Here is a 16,554-nt window from a genome sequence, read left to right as displayed (position 1 = left end):
GGAAACCTGAATCCGCCGATACCCGCGAAGGACTTCCGATGGCAACCACTTAGGCTCGGGGATCGAACGGGATGCCGTCCGGCTTGGCCTTCTCCAGGTTCGACTCGAAGGCGCCGTCCTTGATCGCCAGGCTGGCGCTGCCGAAGTCGGCCGAGACGAGCTTGTCGCGGATGCCCGCCGGGAAGTTGTTCCAGCTCACCAGGTCCGGGTACTGCCAGGTGCCGTAGTGGTTCTCCGGCGGCTCGTCCCCGGTGCCCGCCTTGCGGAAGCAGTGCGTGCTCGCGCCGTCCTTGTGGTAGACGATCTTGGCGTGGGTGCCTTCCCACCGCACGTCCGCGGCGGCGTGCTTGGCGTAGTTGCCGTGCTCCGAGGTGGACACGTACCGGGCCTGGTCGTCCTGCACCCAGACCACCACGTGCTCGATGTCGTGCCGGTGGCCGAAGGCGTCGAGGCCGGGCACCGCCTGGTCCTTCTCGAAGTACAGGTCGTAGAGGTAGGCGCACCAGCCGTTGTTGCACTTGGAGCGCGCGTAGGAGTTCGTGTTGTCCAAATCGGACTGATCACGGCAGTTGCCGTTGAGCGCGCCCGAGTTGTTCAACCCGGGGGCGATGGTGCCGTCGGGGCCGATCGCGGGCGTGGGGTAGCAGCCGTCGGTGTCGTAGTCGAAGGCGGGCTGCCACTTGCCGTCGGGCTCGGCGACGCTGGAGGGCAGGGCGCGGGGCGGATCCGCGAAGGCCAGCGCCGGGGGCAGGGCCAGGGTCAGCACGGCCGCGCCGACCAGCGACTTGGCCGCGAAGGAGGTCCTGCCCCGCCACCGGCGGCCTGCCGGTTCGGTCCGTGGCCGTGGACTGCCGGTGTGAGTACGCATCGGGGGGCGGTTCCCTTCGCTCGGCGTCGACCCGCCAAAGCGTAGGGAGAACTCAAGTCAACTCACAACGGACCAAAGTAGGAATTTGAAAAGCATTCACACTTCAGCCTTGTAGTCCACAGCGGACAGCCAAGACCGGCAGGGACGCCGGGGGTCAGCTCAGTACGTCGTCGAACTCGCCGTCCTTGGCGCCGGCGAGGAAGGCTGCCATCTCGGCCTGCGTGTAGATCAGGGCCGGACCGGTCGGGAACCGCGAGTTGCGGACCGCGATCTCCCCATTGGCCAGCGGAGCGACCTCCACGCAGTTGCCCACCGCACCACTGCGGGAGCTCTTGCGCCACTGCGCACCGGCCAGCAACTCGGCCGGCATCCCGTTCGAAATCTGCGCCACCTTGATCTCCACCTTCCCGACTCAATCTCACCAGGGGATGCAAATGCACGTGCATCTGACTGTGCTGAGGACCATAGCACGCGCAAGAGCAGATGAAAATGCACGTGCATTAAGCCTTTTGCAGGTCAGACGGGTGTTCCTCACTCGTTCGAGGGACACTCGACCCATGATCAGACTCCGCTCAGTGATCTTCGAGCGGTAATCGCCCCGATCGAGTACCCCGATTTCGCAGCCTCAGCGCGGGGTCGTCAGCGGGTCCGGCGTCATCCCTGGTAGGCAGACGACAGCGTCGAAGGCGGCGGGCAGGTCTACCGCCAAATGGGTCGTGACATGCCGGATCCTCCCGGGGATGTCTGTGTCTCCGGCCGCGCCTCGGGCCGCGCGGAGGTCCAGCAGTACCGGCTCCTGCCCGGCGACCGCGGCCTCGATGCTGTCCTCGGCGGGCGGTCCGGCCGGTCGTCCGACGACGTCGAACCCCTCGGGCGCGTGGTCGTCGAGTTCGGTGTCGGTGGTGGTGCCGCCGGTCGCGGTGACGCCGATCGCCACGTAGTCGGGCCCGGCGAGGTGGGTGCCCGCGGAATCGGCCCGGATGCCTGGCAGGAGTTCCATCGGCACGCGCTGGATGTGGGCGTTGTGCATCATCAGCACGATGCGGGCTTCGGGCCCGTGCAACTCGCGTAGCAGGCGGACGGTCTCGGCGTGGTAGACGTCCCGGGAGGAGACGACCTTCGCGGGCGCCTGGGCCGCGCCGAGCACGATGAACTCGCGCAGGTGCTCGTCCAGGCGGAGCGCGCCGAGCGCGTGGTGGCGGGCGACCAGGTGCTGGGGGTCCTTGTCGGGCATCGCGTCGAGTTGGAGCAGCAGTCGCGCGAGGGCGGCGGTGGCCGCGTCGCGCTCGGTGTCGTCCAGTTCGCTGTACCGAGCGAAGGCGACGCTGTTGTTGGCGCTCTGGTAGGACGCGGTCGCTTCGATGGCGGCGTCCGCCGGCTCGGTGGACCCGCGCGGGGCGAGGTAGTCACGCACCTTGGCCAGCGCCGGGAGCGCGGACCCGCCCGCGCCAGGCAGATCCAGCCCGGCGAAGCGCACCCGGCCGCCACCGGCGTTGTGCTCACGAAGCCAGCCGAGCATTCCACGCACCTCGGCGGGCTCGCCGAAGCGGAAGGTGAACCCGTTGCGCGCCACCACCTCCGGCTCGCCCGGGGCGCCGTGGATCCACTCGTCGGCGAGTTCGCCCTCGGCGAAGCCCGATTCGTAGGCGAGCACGCTGAACCCGAGTTCGGTCACCAGCGAGCGGAGGAGCTGGGCGCGGAGCTGCCCGAACTCGCGGATGTAGTGGTTGTTCTCCCCGATGGCCACGACCTTGGCGTCACCCACGAGCGAGGCGATCCCGGTCAGCGGCAACGGGCGCACGGACTCCGGCAACGGCATCGCGGCTCCCCAGCTGATGATCGGAAGCCCACCCTAGCCGCCGGAACCCGTCAGCGACGCTCGCGGGGCCGCTCGCGGCGCAGGGGCAGGATCGCTCCGATACCCGCCACCACGAGCACGAAGACGGTGATCCAGGTCAGCACGGCTCGTCACCTCCCGTCCGGTGCTTCGAGGCCCACACTTGCCCGGATCGGCCCGGCGCGAAACCACCCTTCACCCACCCGTGCAGGGCCCGCCACCCCGGCGCTTTGCCGCTGTTTGCCCGGCGCCACAAAGAAAATCTCGCAGTCCACCCCGCCCCAAGCCACCCCCGACGCGATCACCCGGCCGAGCGCCACAAACCCCGACCGCCCCGGCCCGGCGGCTCTCGTAAAGCTGGCGTGCCAGCTTCGGCCGCGGTGTCGGATCTTCCAGCGTTATCGGATGCGTGAGCAGATCTTGGCCGGCGAGCTGTGGGCGCGGCTGGAACACGCTGCCCACGAACCTGTTCGGCGCCTCCGGCCCCACGTGCTGGCGGCGGCTGGCCGAGTGGCAGGAGACCGGGTTGTGGCAGCGGACACCGCAACGACGTCACCCAGCTGATTCCGCTGCTCGACGCCGTCCCGCCCACTCAGGGCGTGGTCGGCAAGCCACGTCGGCGGCCACAGCGGCTCTACACGACCGCGGCTATGACCACGACAAGTACCGCCGCTTGGTGCGAGCCCGTGGCATCACCCGCTGATCACCCGGCGCGGTGTCGAGCATGGTTCTCCAAAGCTGGCCGATCCCTTTGCGCTCAGAGGTGCCGGCGGCGGTGAGGCGTTCAGGTGCGGCGGGCGTGGATGAGCCAGTGTGCCGCGTCGTATAGCACGCCTCGGTCGGTCAGGTGTTCGGCGATGTTGACCTTCAGGGCGTCGAGCGCGCGGGACCGGGCTGCGTCGGCGAGCTGGTCGAATGACGAGGCAAAGTTGCCGGCGATGAAGTCGAACGCGTCGTCGACGTCCCGGCCGTAGTACATGGGGACGGTCAGGCTTGTCAGCTCGACGTCGGCGAAGCCGGCTTCGCGCATCAGCCGGTGCACGCGGTCGGGGTCGCTCATCGAGAACGGCGTCGGTGCCTCGGGCGGCGGCGGTGGTAGTTCGCGACCGCCGGAGGCGATGGTGCGGAAGGTGCTGATGCCTTCGTTGCGGTCGAGAGCTTGCCAGGTCAGCTGCACGAATCGGCCGCCTGGCCGGATGGCGCGCGCGATGTTGGCGAACGCCGCCAGTCGATCGCCGAAGAACATCGTGCCGTGCCGGCTGACGGCGACGTCGAAGCGCGCCTCGCCCAAGTCGTGGACTTGCGCGTCCGCTTGGACGAACGTCGCGTTGGTCAACTGGTCCTTCGCGGCCAGCGTGCGCGCGAGGTCCAGCAGCGGCGACGACAGGTCCACGCCCAGCGCCGAACCTTCAGGGGCGGCGCGGGCCGCGTCACGGGTGACCTGGCCGCTGCCGCAGCCGATGTCCAGTGTCACCGAATCCGGCTGGATATCGGCCGCTGCCAACAGCTCACCGTGGTAGCCGGCCATGCCTTCGTCGAAGCGGCCGGAGTACTCGGTCCAGAACGTTCCGCCGCCGCCGTCCCAGGAGCGGAACTGATCGGTGTTGGACGAGTCCACGGTCGGCGTATCGGTCACAGCCACTCCCCCCAGAATCGGCAGCTCAGCGTACACGGCCACCGCTCAAGAGCCCCAACGGCATGGCGGTCTGGCGGTCGCGTGGGCTTGCCCTCGTGGTGGGTTACCGGACTCGGGTGGGGGTGGTGGGGTGATCGTCGTCGGGGAGGTGGAGGTCGTGGACGTGGATGTTCACCTCGACCACTTCGAGGCCGGTCATGTGCTCGATGGCGATGATCACGTTGCGTCGCACGGCGCGTGAGACGTCGGCGATGCCGGCGCCGTACTCCACCACGATCTGCAGGTCGACGGCGGTCTGCTTCTCCCCCACCTCGACCGAGACGCCCTGCCCGGCACTCGCCGAGGCGCCCGGGATCCGCTCGCGCAGGGCGCTGATCGCCCGCGCCGCACCGCCGCCGAGTGCGTGCACGCCGCCGACCTCGCGCGCGGCCAGGCCGGCGATCTTCCGCACCACGGTGTCGGCGATGGAAGTGACGCCCTGCTCGGTGACCAGCTTGCCGTCGGTCTTCACCAGTTCCACCGAAGCCTTGCTCTCGGCCTTCGGCGCGATGGCGGGGGTGGTGGCGGTGCTCATCGGTTCCTCCCTTGGTTTGTCCACTGTGGTCATCGGTAGGACACCGGGGGAACCGGAACGTCACGACCCGATCGGGTAATCCAGGTCACTTTCCCGGTGGGGGTTCAGCGCCACGCGGTCGATGTCGGTGACCACCAGGCGCAGCCGCGCACCAGGCGGCAGCACCGGGGTGAGCAGTTCCTCGGCATGGCCCAGCACCGGCGGCAGCGGCAGTTTTGTCGCCACCAGCCGGATTTCCACCAGCTCGGGAGTGACCGTGACGGCCAGGTCGTCCCAGTCCCACGGCACCCAGGCCAGCGACGGCACGGTGGCCGGCGTGGCCGGGCGCAGTCCCGGCACCTTCCGCAACGCCGTCAGCAGTTCCTCGACGACCACTCCGCTCACCAGCCACCCCGCAGCTCGACATCCAGTACCGCGACCGAAACCGAGGCCACCGCGAGCCCGGTCGCCGCGGTCACCGCGCCGGCCACCGCGCGCTGCACCGCCTGCGCCACCGCGGCCACCTGTTCCGACCCGGACAGCACCAGATCGACCTCCAGCCGCACCTCGGCGTTGTCCTCGTAGCTGACCCTGACCCCTTCGGTCGGCGCCGGGTCCAAGCCCTTCACCTGCTGGCGCAGCGTGCGCCCCAGCGAACCGACCAGGCCGAGCACACCCGGTTCGAGCCGGGCCACGCCGGGCACCCCGGCGGCCGCGGCCGCCGCCACCGCGGCCACCACCGGCTCGCCGATCACCCATTCGCCGATCGTCACTGCCACTCCCGCAAACCCCGTCAGTCCTCGTACAGATCGGCGACCCGGACGTCCAGCTGGGCCAGGCTCACCCCGACCCGCGCCACCGCCGCGGCCGAAACCCGCTCCCGCACGGTGTCCAGCGCGTCCGCGGCGAAGGCGTGATAACTCACCGCGAGATCCAGTCGCACGTCGAAGGCACCGCTGACGGTGACATCGACCCGGCAGCCCCTGGCTCGCACGCCGTCCACGCTGTCCGCGGCGAACCGCAGGATCGCGGCCACCGCCCGGTCGCTGACCCGCGCCTGGCCCGGCTCGGGAGTGGGCAGCGGCAGCAGGTCGTGCCTGCGGACCTCGGCCCGCACCGCCGACATGATCCGGCCGAGCAGGTCCGGCGGCGGCTCGACCACCTCCCTGGCCAGTTCCCCGGTGAGCGTGCGCAGCACCAGCAGGCCTTCCCTGGCGGCCCGGCAGTGCTCGCACGAGAGGTCGTGCTCGTCGGCCCGCCCCGATTCCACCTCGTCGAGCCGGTCCCACACCGTCTCGACGTCCCGTCCGCAGGGCAGCGGGTAGGACTCGGCAGCCTGGTTCATCGCCACGGCGCCATCACCTCCGCCAGTTGTCCGCGTGCCCGCGCGATCCGCCCCCGCACCGCGGTGGCCGTGGTGCCCACCGCCCGCGCGATCTCCTCGTAGGACCGCCCGTGCACTTCTCTGAGCAGCCAGCAGGCCCGTTGCTCCCCGGTCAGCTGCTGCAGCGCCCGGCTCAGCGCGGCCAGCTGGGCGCCCACCTCCACCGCCCGCTCCGGGCGCGGCACCGGGGACTCCTGCTCGTCCGGCTCCACCGCCGAAGTCGGCCGCCGCGCGCGGATCACGTTGAGGCACCGGTTGGTGGTGGCGCGATACAGCCAGCCGACGAAGGCCCCGTCGTCCTGCAGCTGGCCGAGGCGCCGCCACGCGGTCAGGAAGACCTCCTGCACGACGTCCTCGGCGTCGCCCCGGCTCGCCAGCATACGCACCGCGAGCCCGTACATCGGGCCTTGGTAACGGCGCACGAGCTGCTCATAGGCCTGCGTGTCACCGTCACGGGCCCTGGCGACGAGCGTGACGTCGTCCAGCGGGCCCTCGGTGATGGGCGCGGCTGACACAGCAGCTTCCTCCTGACGACTGGTTTCCGGATTTCTGCTCTGAAGGACACACACGCCGCCGATTCGTCACGCCGGTCCGCCGGGAATTTTCCACCGGCTTTCCGACCGCGGATGGTACGCGCGCCGGAGCCCTTCGGACCCGTCCTACGCGCGCGAGTCACCCGACCGGGCGGCGAGCACAGCGCCTAGGTTCGGAGCGTGACGATCGGGGTGGTGGTGCTCGCGGTGCCGGTGGGGCTGCTCATCGGCGCGGTCGGCGTCGGCGGAGTACTGCTGCCGCCCGCGCTGGTGCACCTGGCCGGGCTCGACGTGCACACCGCGGCGGGCACCAGCAGCTGGGCGTTCCTGTTCACCGGCGTGGTCGGCACGCTGGCCTACGCGCGGAACGCGAGCATGCCGTGGCCGCTGGCGAACCGGCTGGCGCTGGGCGCGGCCCCGGCGGCGGCCGCGGGTGCGCTGGTCAACGGGCTGGTCTCACCGCTGGTGGTGTGGCTGGCACTGGGTTCGATCACGCTCGGCGCCGGGGTGCACCGGCTGCGCGCCCGCGGCGGCGGTGAACGCACGCGCCTGCCCCCGGCCACCTCACTGGCCACCGGCGCCGTGGTCGGTTTCGGCTCGGCGCTGACCGGCACCGGCGGCCCGGTGCTGCTGGTGCCGGTGCTGGTGCTGCTCGGCGTGGCCCCGCTCGCCGCGGTCGCGGCCGGTCAGCTCATCCAGGTGCCGCTGGCCGCGTTCGCGGTGCTCGGCTACGGCACCACCGGATCCGTCCACTTCGGACTCGGCGCGCTGCTCGGGGTGGTCGCGGCGGCGGCCGTGGTCGCGGGCGCCCGGTTCGCGCGGCGGCTGCCCGCCGAGCGGCTGCGCCAGGTGTCCGCCTGCATCCTGGTCGGCGTGGGGCTGTTCCTGTTCGCCCAACCGGCGCTGGCGCTGTGGTGACGCTCAGCGGAGCAGTTCCACCCGCATCTTCGCGCGGGCGGGTCCCGGCGTGCCCAGCCCGAAGACCTCCCAGCACCGCAGGAACGAGGCGGGCGGGTCGACCAGGGTCAGCCGGAGGTCGGGGAAGGCGGCGGCCACCCTGGCCAGCACCCGCATCCCGGCCACGTCGATGAACCGCAGGTCGTCGAAGGTCAGCCGCATCCGCGCGGACATGCCGGCCGCGGTCTGCATCGCCAGCTCGAACAGATCGGCGTTGTGGCCGTCGATCTCGCCGCTGACCCGCCATTCACCCCGGCCCGCGCTGCCCATCCGGAACCCGCGGTCATCGCGGTTCGCGCCGAACCCGAGCGGGTGCGCGCACATCGCCGCGCCCACTTCGCCCGGGGTGAATCCCCCGTTGCGGTACACGCAGACCATGGTGGCGCCCGCTTCGCTGACCACCCGGTCCAGGTCCAGCTCGAATTCCACCAGCTCACGCGCGGACAGCGAGTCCAGGCCGAGTTCCTGCATGTCGGCGACCACGCGGAGACCGCGGAAACCCTCGCGCTGCGCGAGGCTCACCTCCGTCCGCAGGCCGCCGACCAGTCCCGCGCCCAGCGAGAACGGCGCCAGCAGGTCGGCGCCGCGGCCCCAAGGCTCGGCCGAGCCGACCACGATCACCTTCTCTCCGGCACGCCCGCCCCGCGCCCGCGACAGGCCGACCAGTTCGTCGTGGTCCTCCGGCGAGTCAACCACCACTCCGATGTGCCCGTACGACATCGTCGGATCCTGCCCGGCCGCCCTCACGGCGGGTAGCGTAGACGCGGCGCGTTCGCACGCCCAGCAAGTTCGGCCGGGCGGATGAACCGACTGACGGGGAAAACCGCCAACTTCCGCCATTTGCCTGGTCTCAGCGCCGCCGGACGTGTGCCACCGCCTCGTTGACGCTCGCCGAGATCGGCAGTGCCTGGGTCAGGTTGAGCACGGTGACCGGGCGGACGATCGCCGGGGACACCGCCACCAGGCCGAACCCGCGCTCGGCCGCCTGGGTGCGGCGGGCGATGCGCAGCAACGCGTGCAGGCAACTGGAATCGCAGAAGCTCACGCCGATCATGTCCACCACCAGCCCGTGGGTACCGCGCTCGAACGCCTCTTCCAGCGCCCCGGTGAGCTCGTCGACCACCGCCAGGTCCAGCTCTCCGGTGAGCGCGAGGATCAGGACACCGCCGTGCACCTCCGGCGTGGCCGACCACACCATGGGGAACTCCTCTTCGCCGAGGGGTGAAGAGTAACGCCGGAGGGTCAGGGAATCAGCCCCGGTGCGTCGGCGACGAAGGTGTCCAGCACACCATCGGCGACCCGGACCGGCCCCTGCGGGCGGGTGGTGCCGGGAATGGTCCGGATCTTCGCGGCCTCGGCGGCGAGGTCCGCCGCTTCGGCGAAGGCCCGGCCGGCGGCCGGGCGGTCCTCCGGCGCCAGCTCCAGCCCGTCCACTGTGGACTGGAGCGCCCGGCCCCACAGGGTCAGCGCGTCCAGCCACGGCGCGGCCTGCGCGGAGAAGGCCGGGTCGGGCACCCCGCCGCGGATGCGCTCCGGCGCCGCGGCGAGCAGGTCGGCGTACGAGCCCAGCTCCCGAAGCGCGGCTCCACCCGGCTCCGCGCGTACGGCGTCCACTTTGGACTTCAGCACCGGGGCCTGCGGCTGCCAGACGACCTCGCCGAAGGTGGGCGCGAGGTGCTGGGTGTCGAAGAAGGCGAGCAGCGCTTCGGCGGTGCGGGCGTCCCCGGCGGCCAGGTAGTCCGCGGCCGCGCGCCAGGTGCGCCCGGCGTCGTAGTCCTGGTCGTTCCAGGCGAAGGACGCGCCGCCGAACAGCGCGACCTTGCTCGGCGCCGCCTGGTTCATCGGGTTGAGCACGATGCCGCCGAGCGCGGCGTGCAGCCCGGCCTCGCGCTTGTCGTAGGGCGCCATCAGCAGCCGTCCTGTGGTCTGCCCGTAGTCGTTGACCGGGTAGTTGTCCCACAGGAAGACCTTGCGGCCCCAGACCTGCGCGGCTTTCTCCGCGTCGGCCACGCTGATCGACGGCGGCACCACGTCGGTGCCGGTCCACTGCACGACGATCCGCTCGTCGAGGCTCTCCCGCAGCACCTTCTTGTACGGCGAGTCGGCCACGTCCGAGTACTCGGTGGGAACCATCTGCAGCGGCTGCGCGCCGACCTTGTCGATGAAGTCGCGCTGGACGCCGTTGAGCAGGTCGGCCTGTGCCTGACCCGCGGCGGCCTGGCCGGGCGCGCCGTACTTCTGCTCGTCCCCGGCGCAGTTCCACTTGGTGTAGCTGATGTCGTCGAGCGCGATGTAGAAGCTTTCCGCGCCCTGATCACGGATGGACGCGAGCTTGTCGTGCAGTGCCTTGACATCGGCCGGGTCGCTGTAGCAGATCGACGGGCCGGGCGAGACGGCGTAGGTGAACTGCACGTGGTGGTCCGCGGCGGCGTCGATCAGCTCCTTGAGCTTCGCCAGCTCGGCGGCCGGGTACGGCTCACGCCACTTCTCGCGCAGGTAGAGGTCGTCCTTCGGGGTGTAAATGTAGGTGTTGGCCTTGATGTCGCCGTAGAAGGCGAGCTGGTCGAGCCGGTCCTCGTGCGACCACGGCGCGCCGTAGAAGCCCTCGATGCTGCCGCGCAGCGCCATCAGCGGGTGGTCGGTCACCTTGGCCGCCGCGATCCGGCCCGGTGCGGCGAGCTGGCGCAAGGTCTGCGCGGCGTAGTAGACGCCGTCACCGTCGTTGCCCGCCAGCGCGACCAGGCCGCCGCGACCGTGCGCCCGCGCGGCGAGCGAGTAGCCCTCCGGCCGCAGCTCGGCCGGCTTCGCTCCCCCGGCTTCGGTCAGCGCGCCGGAGACCGCGGGATCGGAGATGAGGCCCGCGACCACGGTGAGTTCGGCCTCGCCGTCCACCACTTCGCGCGCGCCGGCGTGCTCCAGCGTGCGGCGGACGAGTTCGGCGGTGGCGTCGTCGGCGCCTTCGGCCAGGACCAGGCCGACGCGGGCGGGAACCCGCAGCTGGTGGCCGTTGCCCTCCATCGCCTGCGGCGTGGGCGTGACCACGGGCAACCGGGTCTCCCGTGGTTCCGCGGCGGCCGCCGCCCCCGGCGTCAGCCCCATGACGACGCCGAGAGCAGCGGCCACCGCGGTGGTTCGGACGGATCGGCGCACCGGACCTCCCTAGTCGATCTTTGGTCCAGACCACCAGGGATCCAGTGCGCCGTCAACCCGTCATCCGTATACCGATCCCGCCCACTCCGGGTGGTCGATGAACGGATTGCGGTTCTTCTGGATGCCGAAGATCGCGTCGTTGCGGTTCTTCTCCACGTCGTCCACCGGGTCCGCCTCGTGCCACTGCAGCAGCACCGAGATCTTGCCGATGGCCGGCGCCGAACCGTTGCCGACCTGGTCGTTGGGCTCCAGGTCGGCGAAGCCGTCGCCGCCGTCCCAGCGCACGCCCATGTACATGATCATCCTGGCGACGTCGCCCTTGACCTCGTCCCGAGCTTCGAACGAGTCGTCGTCGGTGAGGTTGCCGGGAGCGCCCTCGACCGGTTCGCCGCCGTTGTCGAAGTCCTTGCTGCCCCGGATGCTGTTCACCGTGACGTCGGTGGGGCGCAGGTGGTGGATGTCGGTGCCGGGGCCGGGCGAGGTGCCGAAGTCGCCGTGGGACTTGGCCCAGGTGTGCTCGCGGTTCCAGTCCCCGGAGTCGCCGCCGCTGGCGTCCTTGCTGCGGGACTCGCCGCTGTAGAGCAGCAGCACGTTGGCGGCGTTGCCCGGGTCCTCGTCGGTGGTCTTGAGCGCCTCCCACACGTCGTCGTAGTTCAGGGTGGTGACGCCGGAGCTGATGATGGTGTGCAGTGCCGCCTTGAGTTCGGCGCCGGACTTGCCCTCGGCGGCGGCGTAGTAGTCGGCGGGCGGTTCAGCCGACTGCGCGGCGGGCGCCGCGAGCAGGCCGGCCGCGGCCAGCGCACCGGCCAGGGCCGCGCCGGCCGTGCGCCGCAGGATTCGCTTGGTGGCCACCCAGAATCTCCTCACCACTTGATATCACTGTCGGTGAAAGACTGACAGCTGGGAGATTCCGTTGACTACCGACGAACGGCGATCAACTGGCCGGATTCTGGAGCACGGTACCCCGGATCGCCCGAGGATGACCGGTATCCTGCCGTGTGAGCGTCTGGCCGATGGTGGTGAAGGACTTCGACTCGTTCCTCGACGCACCGGGCCCGGTGAGCGACGAAGCGCTGGACGAACTGCTGGAGTTCCTCGGCATCGAAGCGCACGGCCCGGCGGAGGAATGGTGGGCGACGCGCGTCGACGCGGCCGCCGAAGCCGGGGCGGCCCGGTTGATCGCGGCGCTGTCGCACGAGAACGCGGCCGTCCGGCGGGTCACCACCTGTGTGCTCTGCTACTGCTACGAATCCGGCGTCGCCGACGCGGTCCGGGCGGTCGTCCCGGCGGACGAGGCGACGCGCCTCGGGCTGCACATCGTGCTCGGCACGCACGAAGGCTGGTCACCGGAGGGCGACGAGCCGGCGCGGTTCGGTTCCGCGTTCGGCGCGCTGCTCGGCTCGAACCCGCACCCGGACATGCTCGGCGCGCTCGAAGCCTGCACCGGGCGGCCGGGGCGGGTGCTGGCCGAGCTGCCGTGGGCCGAACCCGGCTGGGACACCCCGGTGCGGGCGGTCGACGACCTGCTGGACCGGGCGCCGGAGCTGCACGTGCCGTGGTTGCTCGCTCTCGCCGGGGACCACGCTCCCGTGCTGGCGGATTCGGCGCTGCGCCGCGGAGATCCCGTCCTGGTCGAGCCGTACGGCCTGGCCTTGCTGGACCATCCCGACGTCGAGATCCGGCGCGCGGCCGTGCACCGGCTCGGACGCTGGAAGTTCGACGGTCACCTGGACGCGGCCGCGGTCCTGCTGCCGGATCCGGATCTGGGCGACGCCGCGCTCGACGTGCTGACCAGGGCGGACGATCCGCGCGCATTGCCGCGGTTGCGCGAACTGCTCCAGGAACCGCCGGACCACCGGCTGCGCGTGGTCGCGGGGCTCGGCGCCGATCTCGTGCCGGACGTACTGGCGCAACTCGCCCGGCCGCTGCCGCCGGAACGCGCGGCGGCGCTGATCGAGGTCACGGCGAACTGGGGTGGCCTGCTCGAACGCCCCGAAGTGGTCGCGTTGCTCGGGCGCCTCACCTCAGGTTTGTTCGAAGATCCCGCCTGCGAGGCAGCCCTGATCCGGATCTGTCACAAGCTTTCCTTGCGCCGCCGGATCGGTACCGGATTGCGCGACCGGCTGCGCGTGCTGGCGACCTGCCCTTCGCTGCGGGTCCGGCAGCACGCGCAGTTCGCGCTGCTGGAGACCGGTGAGAGGGAGTGGCTGGTCCCGGTGCTGATCGCCGAGATCACCGGCCACCCGGTGCGCACCGGCCTGCCGGGGCCGCACAACGGCAACTTCGGCAAGCGCGCGGATACGACCGCGTGCGCGTGGCTGGGTCGGCTCGGCCCGGTCGCCGTCGAGGCGCTGCCGGTGCTGCGCGCGCTGATGGCCGAAACCGAGGAACCAGGAGAGGCGCGCGAGGCAGCCGCCGAAGCACACCGGCGCATCACGGGTTAGCTGGTCAGGCAGTGGAAGAAGGCGTCGACAAAAACGCGGATGGCGCGGCGGTCGTCGTCGGAGCGCCACACCACCGCCAACTCGGCCGGGGTCAGGCCGGTGACCGGCCGCACGACCACGTCCTCACGCCGGTACAGCTCGGCGTTGCCCGCCGACAGCAGCACCACACCCAGCCCGGAGGCGACCGCTTCGAAGGTCTCCTCGGCGGTTTCGGCCTCGGTGACCACCGTGGGCGGCGTCTCGCGTTCGTCGGCGGCCAGCCAGAACCGGCGCAGCGCACCCGCGGCGGCGGGCAGCGCGATGAACGGCTCGTCGGCCAGCTCGGCGAACGGCACCTCGGCCAGTCCGGCGAGCCGGTGCCCGGCGGGCAGCGCCACCCAGCGATCCTCGGTCGCCACCACGCGCCAGGCCAGGTCGCCGCTTTCGGGCACCGGCAGCCACGCCACCGCCACGTCGACCTCGGCGCGGCCGAGGCCCGCGGTCGCGTCACGCCAGGCGATCTGGCGGAACAGCAGCCGCCAGCCGGGCAACCGCTCCGCCAGCTCGGCGGTGACGCGCGGCATCAGTCCGCGCCCGATGCGCGTCTGGAAGCCGACGGTCAGCGTGGCCTCCCTGGCCGCTGCCGCTTCGCTCACCTCGCGGCGCGTGTCGTCCCAGAGCTGGAGCAGCTGCTTCGCGCGCGGCAGCAACGCCTCCCCCGCGGCGGTCAGCGTGACGCGCTGGTGGTCGCGGTCGAACAGGGTGACGCGCAGGAGGTTCTCCAGCTGGCGGACCTGCTTGCTCAGCGCGGGCTGCGAGATGTAGAGCCGCTCGGTGGCCGCCTTGGTGAAGCTCAGCTCCTCGGCCACCGCGGTGAAGTACCGGAGATCCCGCAGGTGCGCTTCCATGCCCGAAGGCTAGTCAACCCGGCGTAGGGCCAGTGGTCGAATTAATGTCGAAGCATGAGTGTGCGCACGGGCGGTGATGTTCGCGTTTTCGCCGTCACCGGGGCTGTGCTGTTGCTCGCCACCGCCACCTTTCTCGCCAATCGGGTGCTGCCGGGCTGGGCGTACCCGGTGTGCGGCACGGTCACCGCGGTCCTGCTGGTCGTGCTCGCCCGCTCGTCCGGTGTGCCCTCGCCCGCGATGGGACTGGGCAGGCACCAGCTGGGCCGTGGCGCGGTGGTCGGGCTGATCGGGATGGGCCTGGTCCTGCTGACCTTCGCCGTCGCGCTGGCGGTGCCCGCGCTCCGCCCGCTGTTCGACGACGGCCGCGTCGGCTCGCCCGATCTGACCGAGGTGCTCTGGCAGACGCTCATCCGCATCCCGCTCGGCACCGTGCTGGTCGAGGAAGTCGCCTTCCGCGGGGTCCTGCCCGCGCTGCTCGGCGGCGGCCAGCGCTGGCGCTGGGGTCCGGTGCTCGGCGCGGCCGCGTTGTTCGGCCTCTGGCACCTGCTGCCCTCGCTCGCCCTGGTCCAGAACGCCGCGGTGGCGGGCACCTTCGGCGGCCTGCCGCTCTGGGTGGTCTCCGTCCTGGCGATGCTCGCCGCCGCCGGGGCCGGGGTGTTCCTGCACTGGTGGCGGCACACCGGGCGCAGCCTGCTCGCCCCGATGGCGGTGCACACCGCGACCAACTGCGGCGGCCTGGCCGCCGCCTGGTGGCTGCTCGCCAATCGCTGACCTGCCGACCGCTGACCTGATTGCCGGGAACTTCCGGCACCGGGCCGCCGACTTTAGCGACGTGACCACTGACGAGTTCGTTGAAACCGACCCGGAGGCGGCCAGAGCGCGGCGCCGCTCGGCGCGTCCGCTGCTGCTGCGCCTGCACTTCTACGCCGGTGTGTTCGTCGGCCCGTTCCTGCTGGTCGCCGCGCTGACCGGCCTGCTCTACATCTTCACCCCGCAGCTGGAGCAGGTCGTCTACGACCACGAGCTGCACGTGCCCGCCGGTTCGTCCGCGCAGCCGCTGGAGTCCCAGCTGACCGCCGCGCGGCAGGCCGTGCCGGACGGGACCGTGGTGCGGGTGCGCCCCGGCCGCGAGGCCACCGACACCACCCAGGTCATCTTCAGCCGCCCCGACCTGGAGGCCAGCCACTGGCTGACCGCCTACGTCGACCCGTACTCCGGCCAGGTGCGCGGGGTGCTGGAGACCTACGGCTCCAGCCAGGCCACCCCGGTGCGCACCTGGATCGACCAGTTGCACCGCAGCCTGCACCTCGGCGACTTCGGCCGGCTGTACAGCGAGATGGCGGCGAGCTGGCTGTGGGTGGTGGTGCTCGGCGGGCTGGTGCTGTGGTGGTCGAAGCGGCGGCAGCACCGTGTGGCCGACCGGCGCGCGAAGGGCAGGCGCAAGCTGGTCGCCTGGCACGCCGCGACCGGTTCGTGGGTGGCGATCGTGCTGCTGTTCCTGTCGGTGACCGGGCTGACCTGGTCGCAGTACGCCGGCGAAAGCATCACCGACCTCCGCACGGCGCTCTCGTGGGAGACACCGACGCTGGCCACCAGCCTGTCCGAGCACGCCGAGCACGGCGCCCACGCCGGGCACAGCGGGCACCACTCGGCCCCGATCGCCGACGCCGGGCCGGACCGGGTGCTCGACGCGGCCCGCGGCCACGGCCTCGACGGCCCGGTCGAGCTCACCCTGCCCGCCGGTGAGGGCGAGGTGTACCTGGTCAAGCAGATCAAGACCAGCTGGCCGGAGAAGCAGGACACCGTCGCCATCGACCCGGCGAGCGCGCAGGTGCTGGAGACGCTGCGGTTCGACGACTACCCGCTCGGCGCGAAGCTCGCCCGCTGGGGCATCGACGCGCACATGGGCCTGTTGTTCGGCCTGCCGAACCAGATCGTGCTCGCGGTGGTGTGCCTGGCGCTGATCACCACGGTGGTCTGGGGCTACCGGATGTGGTGGCACCGCAGGCCGACCCGCGAGGGCTTCGGCATGGGCAAGCCGTTCGCCCGCGGCGGCTGGCGGTCGATGCCACCGGCCGGGCTCGTGGCGCTCGTCGTGGCGGGCGCGCTCGCGGCGTGGTTCCTGCCCGTGTTCGGCGTGACCCTGCTGGGTTTCCTGCTGGTGGACGCGCTGCTGGGACTGCGCGCGAAGACGCGCCCGCGGTAGGGCTCAGTCGGCGCGTTCGCGGTTCGCGGGCGCGCCGGCCGAGCATCTGCGCTCGTACCGTTCGAGCAGCAGGGCGAAGATCATCACGACTGCCGGGGT

The 16,554-nt window shown here is 71.5% G+C and carries 18 protein-coding genes and 2 pseudogenes; 6 read left to right on the top strand and 14 right to left on the bottom strand.

The genetic code is table 11. The features are described from left to right. Positions 1 to 49: 49 nt before the first annotated feature. The 3 genes from YIM_RS20275 to YIM_RS20265 all read right to left on the bottom strand — a co-directional run bounded on the left by YIM_RS20275 (position 50) and on the right by YIM_RS20265 (position 2,687). On the bottom strand, positions 50 to 868 hold the full coding sequence (locus tag YIM_RS20275; protein ID WP_153031845.1) for an NPP1 family protein: 819 nt from the start codon (positions 866 to 868) through the stop codon (positions 50 to 52). A gap of 154 nt (positions 869 to 1,022) precedes the next feature. After that, positions 1,023 to 1,238 (bottom strand): DUF397 domain-containing protein, encoded by a 216-nt coding sequence (locus YIM_RS20270; protein ID WP_153037116.1) that lies wholly within the window; start codon positions 1,236 to 1,238, stop codon positions 1,023 to 1,025. Between the two features lie 255 nt (positions 1,239 to 1,493). Beyond that, positions 1,494 to 2,687 (bottom strand): erythromycin esterase family protein, encoded by a 1,194-nt coding sequence (locus YIM_RS20265; RefSeq protein ID WP_153031844.1) that lies wholly within the window; start codon positions 2,685 to 2,687, stop codon positions 1,494 to 1,496. A 454-nt stretch (positions 2,688 to 3,141) separates the two neighbouring features. On the opposite strand from YIM_RS20265, the pseudogene YIM_RS50040 reads away from it, so the two are divergent. Both YIM_RS50040 and YIM_RS49200 read left to right on the top strand, forming a co-directional pair. After that, positions 3,142 to 3,237 (top strand): annotated as a pseudogene (locus YIM_RS50040) (IS5/IS1182 family transposase); the annotation flags it as partial. A gap of 4 nt (positions 3,238 to 3,241) precedes the next feature. Continuing rightward, positions 3,242 to 3,437 (top strand): annotated as a pseudogene (locus YIM_RS49200) (transposase); the annotation flags it as partial. 52 nt (positions 3,438 to 3,489) lie between these two features. Here the strand turns inward: YIM_RS49200 and YIM_RS20255 are convergent. The 6 genes from YIM_RS20255 to YIM_RS20230 all read right to left on the bottom strand — a co-directional run bounded on the left by YIM_RS20255 (position 3,490) and on the right by YIM_RS20230 (position 6,793). Continuing rightward, positions 3,490 to 4,341 (bottom strand): class I SAM-dependent methyltransferase, encoded by an 852-nt coding sequence (locus YIM_RS20255; protein ID WP_153031843.1) that lies wholly within the window; start codon positions 4,339 to 4,341, stop codon positions 3,490 to 3,492. Positions 4,342 to 4,444: 103 nt separating this feature from the next. Continuing rightward, entirely contained in the window at positions 4,445 to 4,915 is a 471-nt protein-coding gene (locus YIM_RS20250) for an Asp23/Gls24 family envelope stress response protein (RefSeq protein ID WP_153031842.1), read from the bottom strand. A 60-nt stretch (positions 4,916 to 4,975) separates the two neighbouring features. Then, positions 4,976 to 5,299 carry a hypothetical protein gene (locus YIM_RS20245; protein WP_228004849.1) on the bottom strand — a complete coding sequence of 108 codons (324 nt, stop codon included), beginning with the start codon at positions 5,297 to 5,299 and terminating at the stop codon, positions 4,976 to 4,978. Further along, entirely contained in the window at positions 5,296 to 5,667 is a 372-nt protein-coding gene (locus YIM_RS20240; RefSeq protein WP_153031841.1) for an Asp23/Gls24 family envelope stress response protein, read from the bottom strand. The genes YIM_RS20245 and YIM_RS20240 overlap by 4 nt, the downstream gene beginning before the upstream one ends. Positions 5,668 to 5,687: 20 nt before the next feature. After that, positions 5,688 to 6,245 (bottom strand): Asp23/Gls24 family envelope stress response protein, encoded by a 558-nt coding sequence (locus YIM_RS20235; RefSeq protein WP_153031840.1) that lies wholly within the window; start codon positions 6,243 to 6,245, stop codon positions 5,688 to 5,690. Then, positions 6,236 to 6,793 (bottom strand): RNA polymerase sigma factor, encoded by a 558-nt coding sequence (locus YIM_RS20230; protein WP_194240227.1) that lies wholly within the window; start codon positions 6,791 to 6,793, stop codon positions 6,236 to 6,238. The genes YIM_RS20235 and YIM_RS20230 overlap by 10 nt, the downstream gene beginning before the upstream one ends. 198 nt (positions 6,794 to 6,991) lie before the next feature. Here YIM_RS20230 and YIM_RS20225 point away from each other — a divergent pair, with 198 nt between their 5' ends. Then, on the top strand, positions 6,992 to 7,729 hold the full coding sequence (locus YIM_RS20225; RefSeq protein WP_153031839.1) for a sulfite exporter TauE/SafE family protein: 738 nt from the start codon (positions 6,992 to 6,994) through the stop codon (positions 7,727 to 7,729). A gap of 3 nt (positions 7,730 to 7,732) precedes the next feature. Here the strand turns inward: YIM_RS20225 and YIM_RS20220 are convergent, their stop codons facing one another. From YIM_RS20220 to YIM_RS20205, 4 genes are all read right to left on the bottom strand, one after another. Continuing rightward, positions 7,733 to 8,515 carry an MEDS domain-containing protein gene (locus YIM_RS20220; protein ID WP_194240226.1) on the bottom strand — a complete coding sequence of 261 codons (783 nt, stop codon included), beginning with the start codon at positions 8,513 to 8,515 and terminating at the stop codon, positions 7,733 to 7,735. A gap of 103 nt (positions 8,516 to 8,618) precedes the next feature. Next, entirely contained in the window at positions 8,619 to 8,966 is a 348-nt protein-coding gene (locus tag YIM_RS20215; RefSeq protein WP_153031837.1) for an STAS domain-containing protein, read from the bottom strand. A gap of 44 nt (positions 8,967 to 9,010) precedes the next feature. Continuing rightward, positions 9,011 to 10,918 carry a beta-N-acetylglucosaminidase domain-containing protein gene (locus YIM_RS20210; protein ID WP_228004848.1) on the bottom strand — a complete coding sequence of 636 codons (1,908 nt, stop codon included), beginning with the start codon at positions 10,916 to 10,918 and terminating at the stop codon, positions 9,011 to 9,013. 60 nt (positions 10,919 to 10,978) lie between these two features. Then, on the bottom strand, positions 10,979 to 11,752 hold the full coding sequence (locus tag YIM_RS20205) for an endonuclease (protein WP_153037111.1): 774 nt from the start codon (positions 11,750 to 11,752) through the stop codon (positions 10,979 to 10,981). A 179-nt stretch (positions 11,753 to 11,931) separates the two neighbouring features. On the opposite strand from YIM_RS20205, the gene YIM_RS20200 reads away from it, so the two are divergent. Further along, positions 11,932 to 13,362, top strand: a complete 1,431-nt coding sequence (locus YIM_RS20200; RefSeq protein ID WP_194240224.1) for a HEAT repeat domain-containing protein — start codon at positions 11,932 to 11,934, stop codon at positions 13,360 to 13,362. On the opposite strand, the gene YIM_RS20195 is transcribed toward YIM_RS20200, so the two are convergent. Next, a complete protein-coding gene (locus YIM_RS20195) occupies positions 13,359 to 14,249 on the bottom strand; it encodes a LysR family transcriptional regulator (protein ID WP_153031835.1) in 891 nt (296 codons plus the stop codon). The genes YIM_RS20200 and YIM_RS20195 overlap by 4 nt on opposite strands. A gap of 54 nt (positions 14,250 to 14,303) precedes the next feature. Here YIM_RS20195 and YIM_RS20190 point away from each other — a divergent pair, with 54 nt between their 5' ends. After that, the gene (locus YIM_RS20190; RefSeq protein WP_153031834.1) at positions 14,304 to 15,020 is read left to right on the top strand and encodes a CPBP family intramembrane glutamic endopeptidase; all 717 of its coding nucleotides are present in this window, start codon (positions 14,304 to 14,306) and stop codon (positions 15,018 to 15,020) included. A 61-nt stretch (positions 15,021 to 15,081) separates the two neighbouring features. After that, positions 15,082 to 16,455, top strand: a complete 1,374-nt coding sequence (locus YIM_RS20185; protein WP_153031833.1) for a PepSY domain-containing protein — start codon at positions 15,082 to 15,084, stop codon at positions 16,453 to 16,455. Positions 16,456 to 16,554: the final 99 nt, after the last annotated feature.

This window comes from Amycolatopsis sp. YIM 10 (genome assembly GCF_009429145.1).
In the GTDB taxonomy this organism is placed as follows: domain Bacteria; phylum Actinomycetota; class Actinomycetes; order Mycobacteriales; family Pseudonocardiaceae; genus Amycolatopsis.
The sequence above is the reverse complement of the archived record's forward strand: the minus strand, read 5'-3'. Positions and strand labels throughout refer to the sequence as shown.

Excerpts from the sequence above, each read along its gene's own strand:
- YIM_RS20275 (WP_153031845.1), bottom strand. The coding sequence starts at position 868 with ATGCGTACTCACACCGGCAGTCCACGGCCACGGACCGAACCGGCAGGC.
- YIM_RS20270 (WP_153037116.1), bottom strand. The coding sequence starts at position 1,238 with ATGCCGGCCGAGTTGCTGGCCGGTGCGCAGTGGCGCAAGAGCTCCCGC.
- YIM_RS20265 (WP_153031844.1), bottom strand. The coding sequence starts at position 2,687 with ATGCCGTTGCCGGAGTCCGTGCGCCCGTTGCCGCTGACCGGGATCGCC.
- YIM_RS20250 (WP_153031842.1), bottom strand. The coding sequence starts at position 4,915 with ATGAGCACCGCCACCACCCCCGCCATCGCGCCGAAGGCCGAGAGCAAG.
- YIM_RS20215 (WP_153031837.1), bottom strand. The coding sequence starts at position 8,966 with ATGGTGTGGTCGGCCACGCCGGAGGTGCACGGCGGTGTCCTGATCCTC.
- YIM_RS20200 (WP_194240224.1), top strand. The coding sequence starts at position 11,932 with ATGGTGGTGAAGGACTTCGACTCGTTCCTCGACGCACCGGGCCCGGTG.
- YIM_RS20195 (WP_153031835.1), bottom strand. The coding sequence starts at position 14,249 with ATGGAAGCGCACCTGCGGGATCTCCGGTACTTCACCGCGGTGGCCGAG.
- YIM_RS20190 (WP_153031834.1), top strand. The coding sequence starts at position 14,304 with ATGAGTGTGCGCACGGGCGGTGATGTTCGCGTTTTCGCCGTCACCGGG.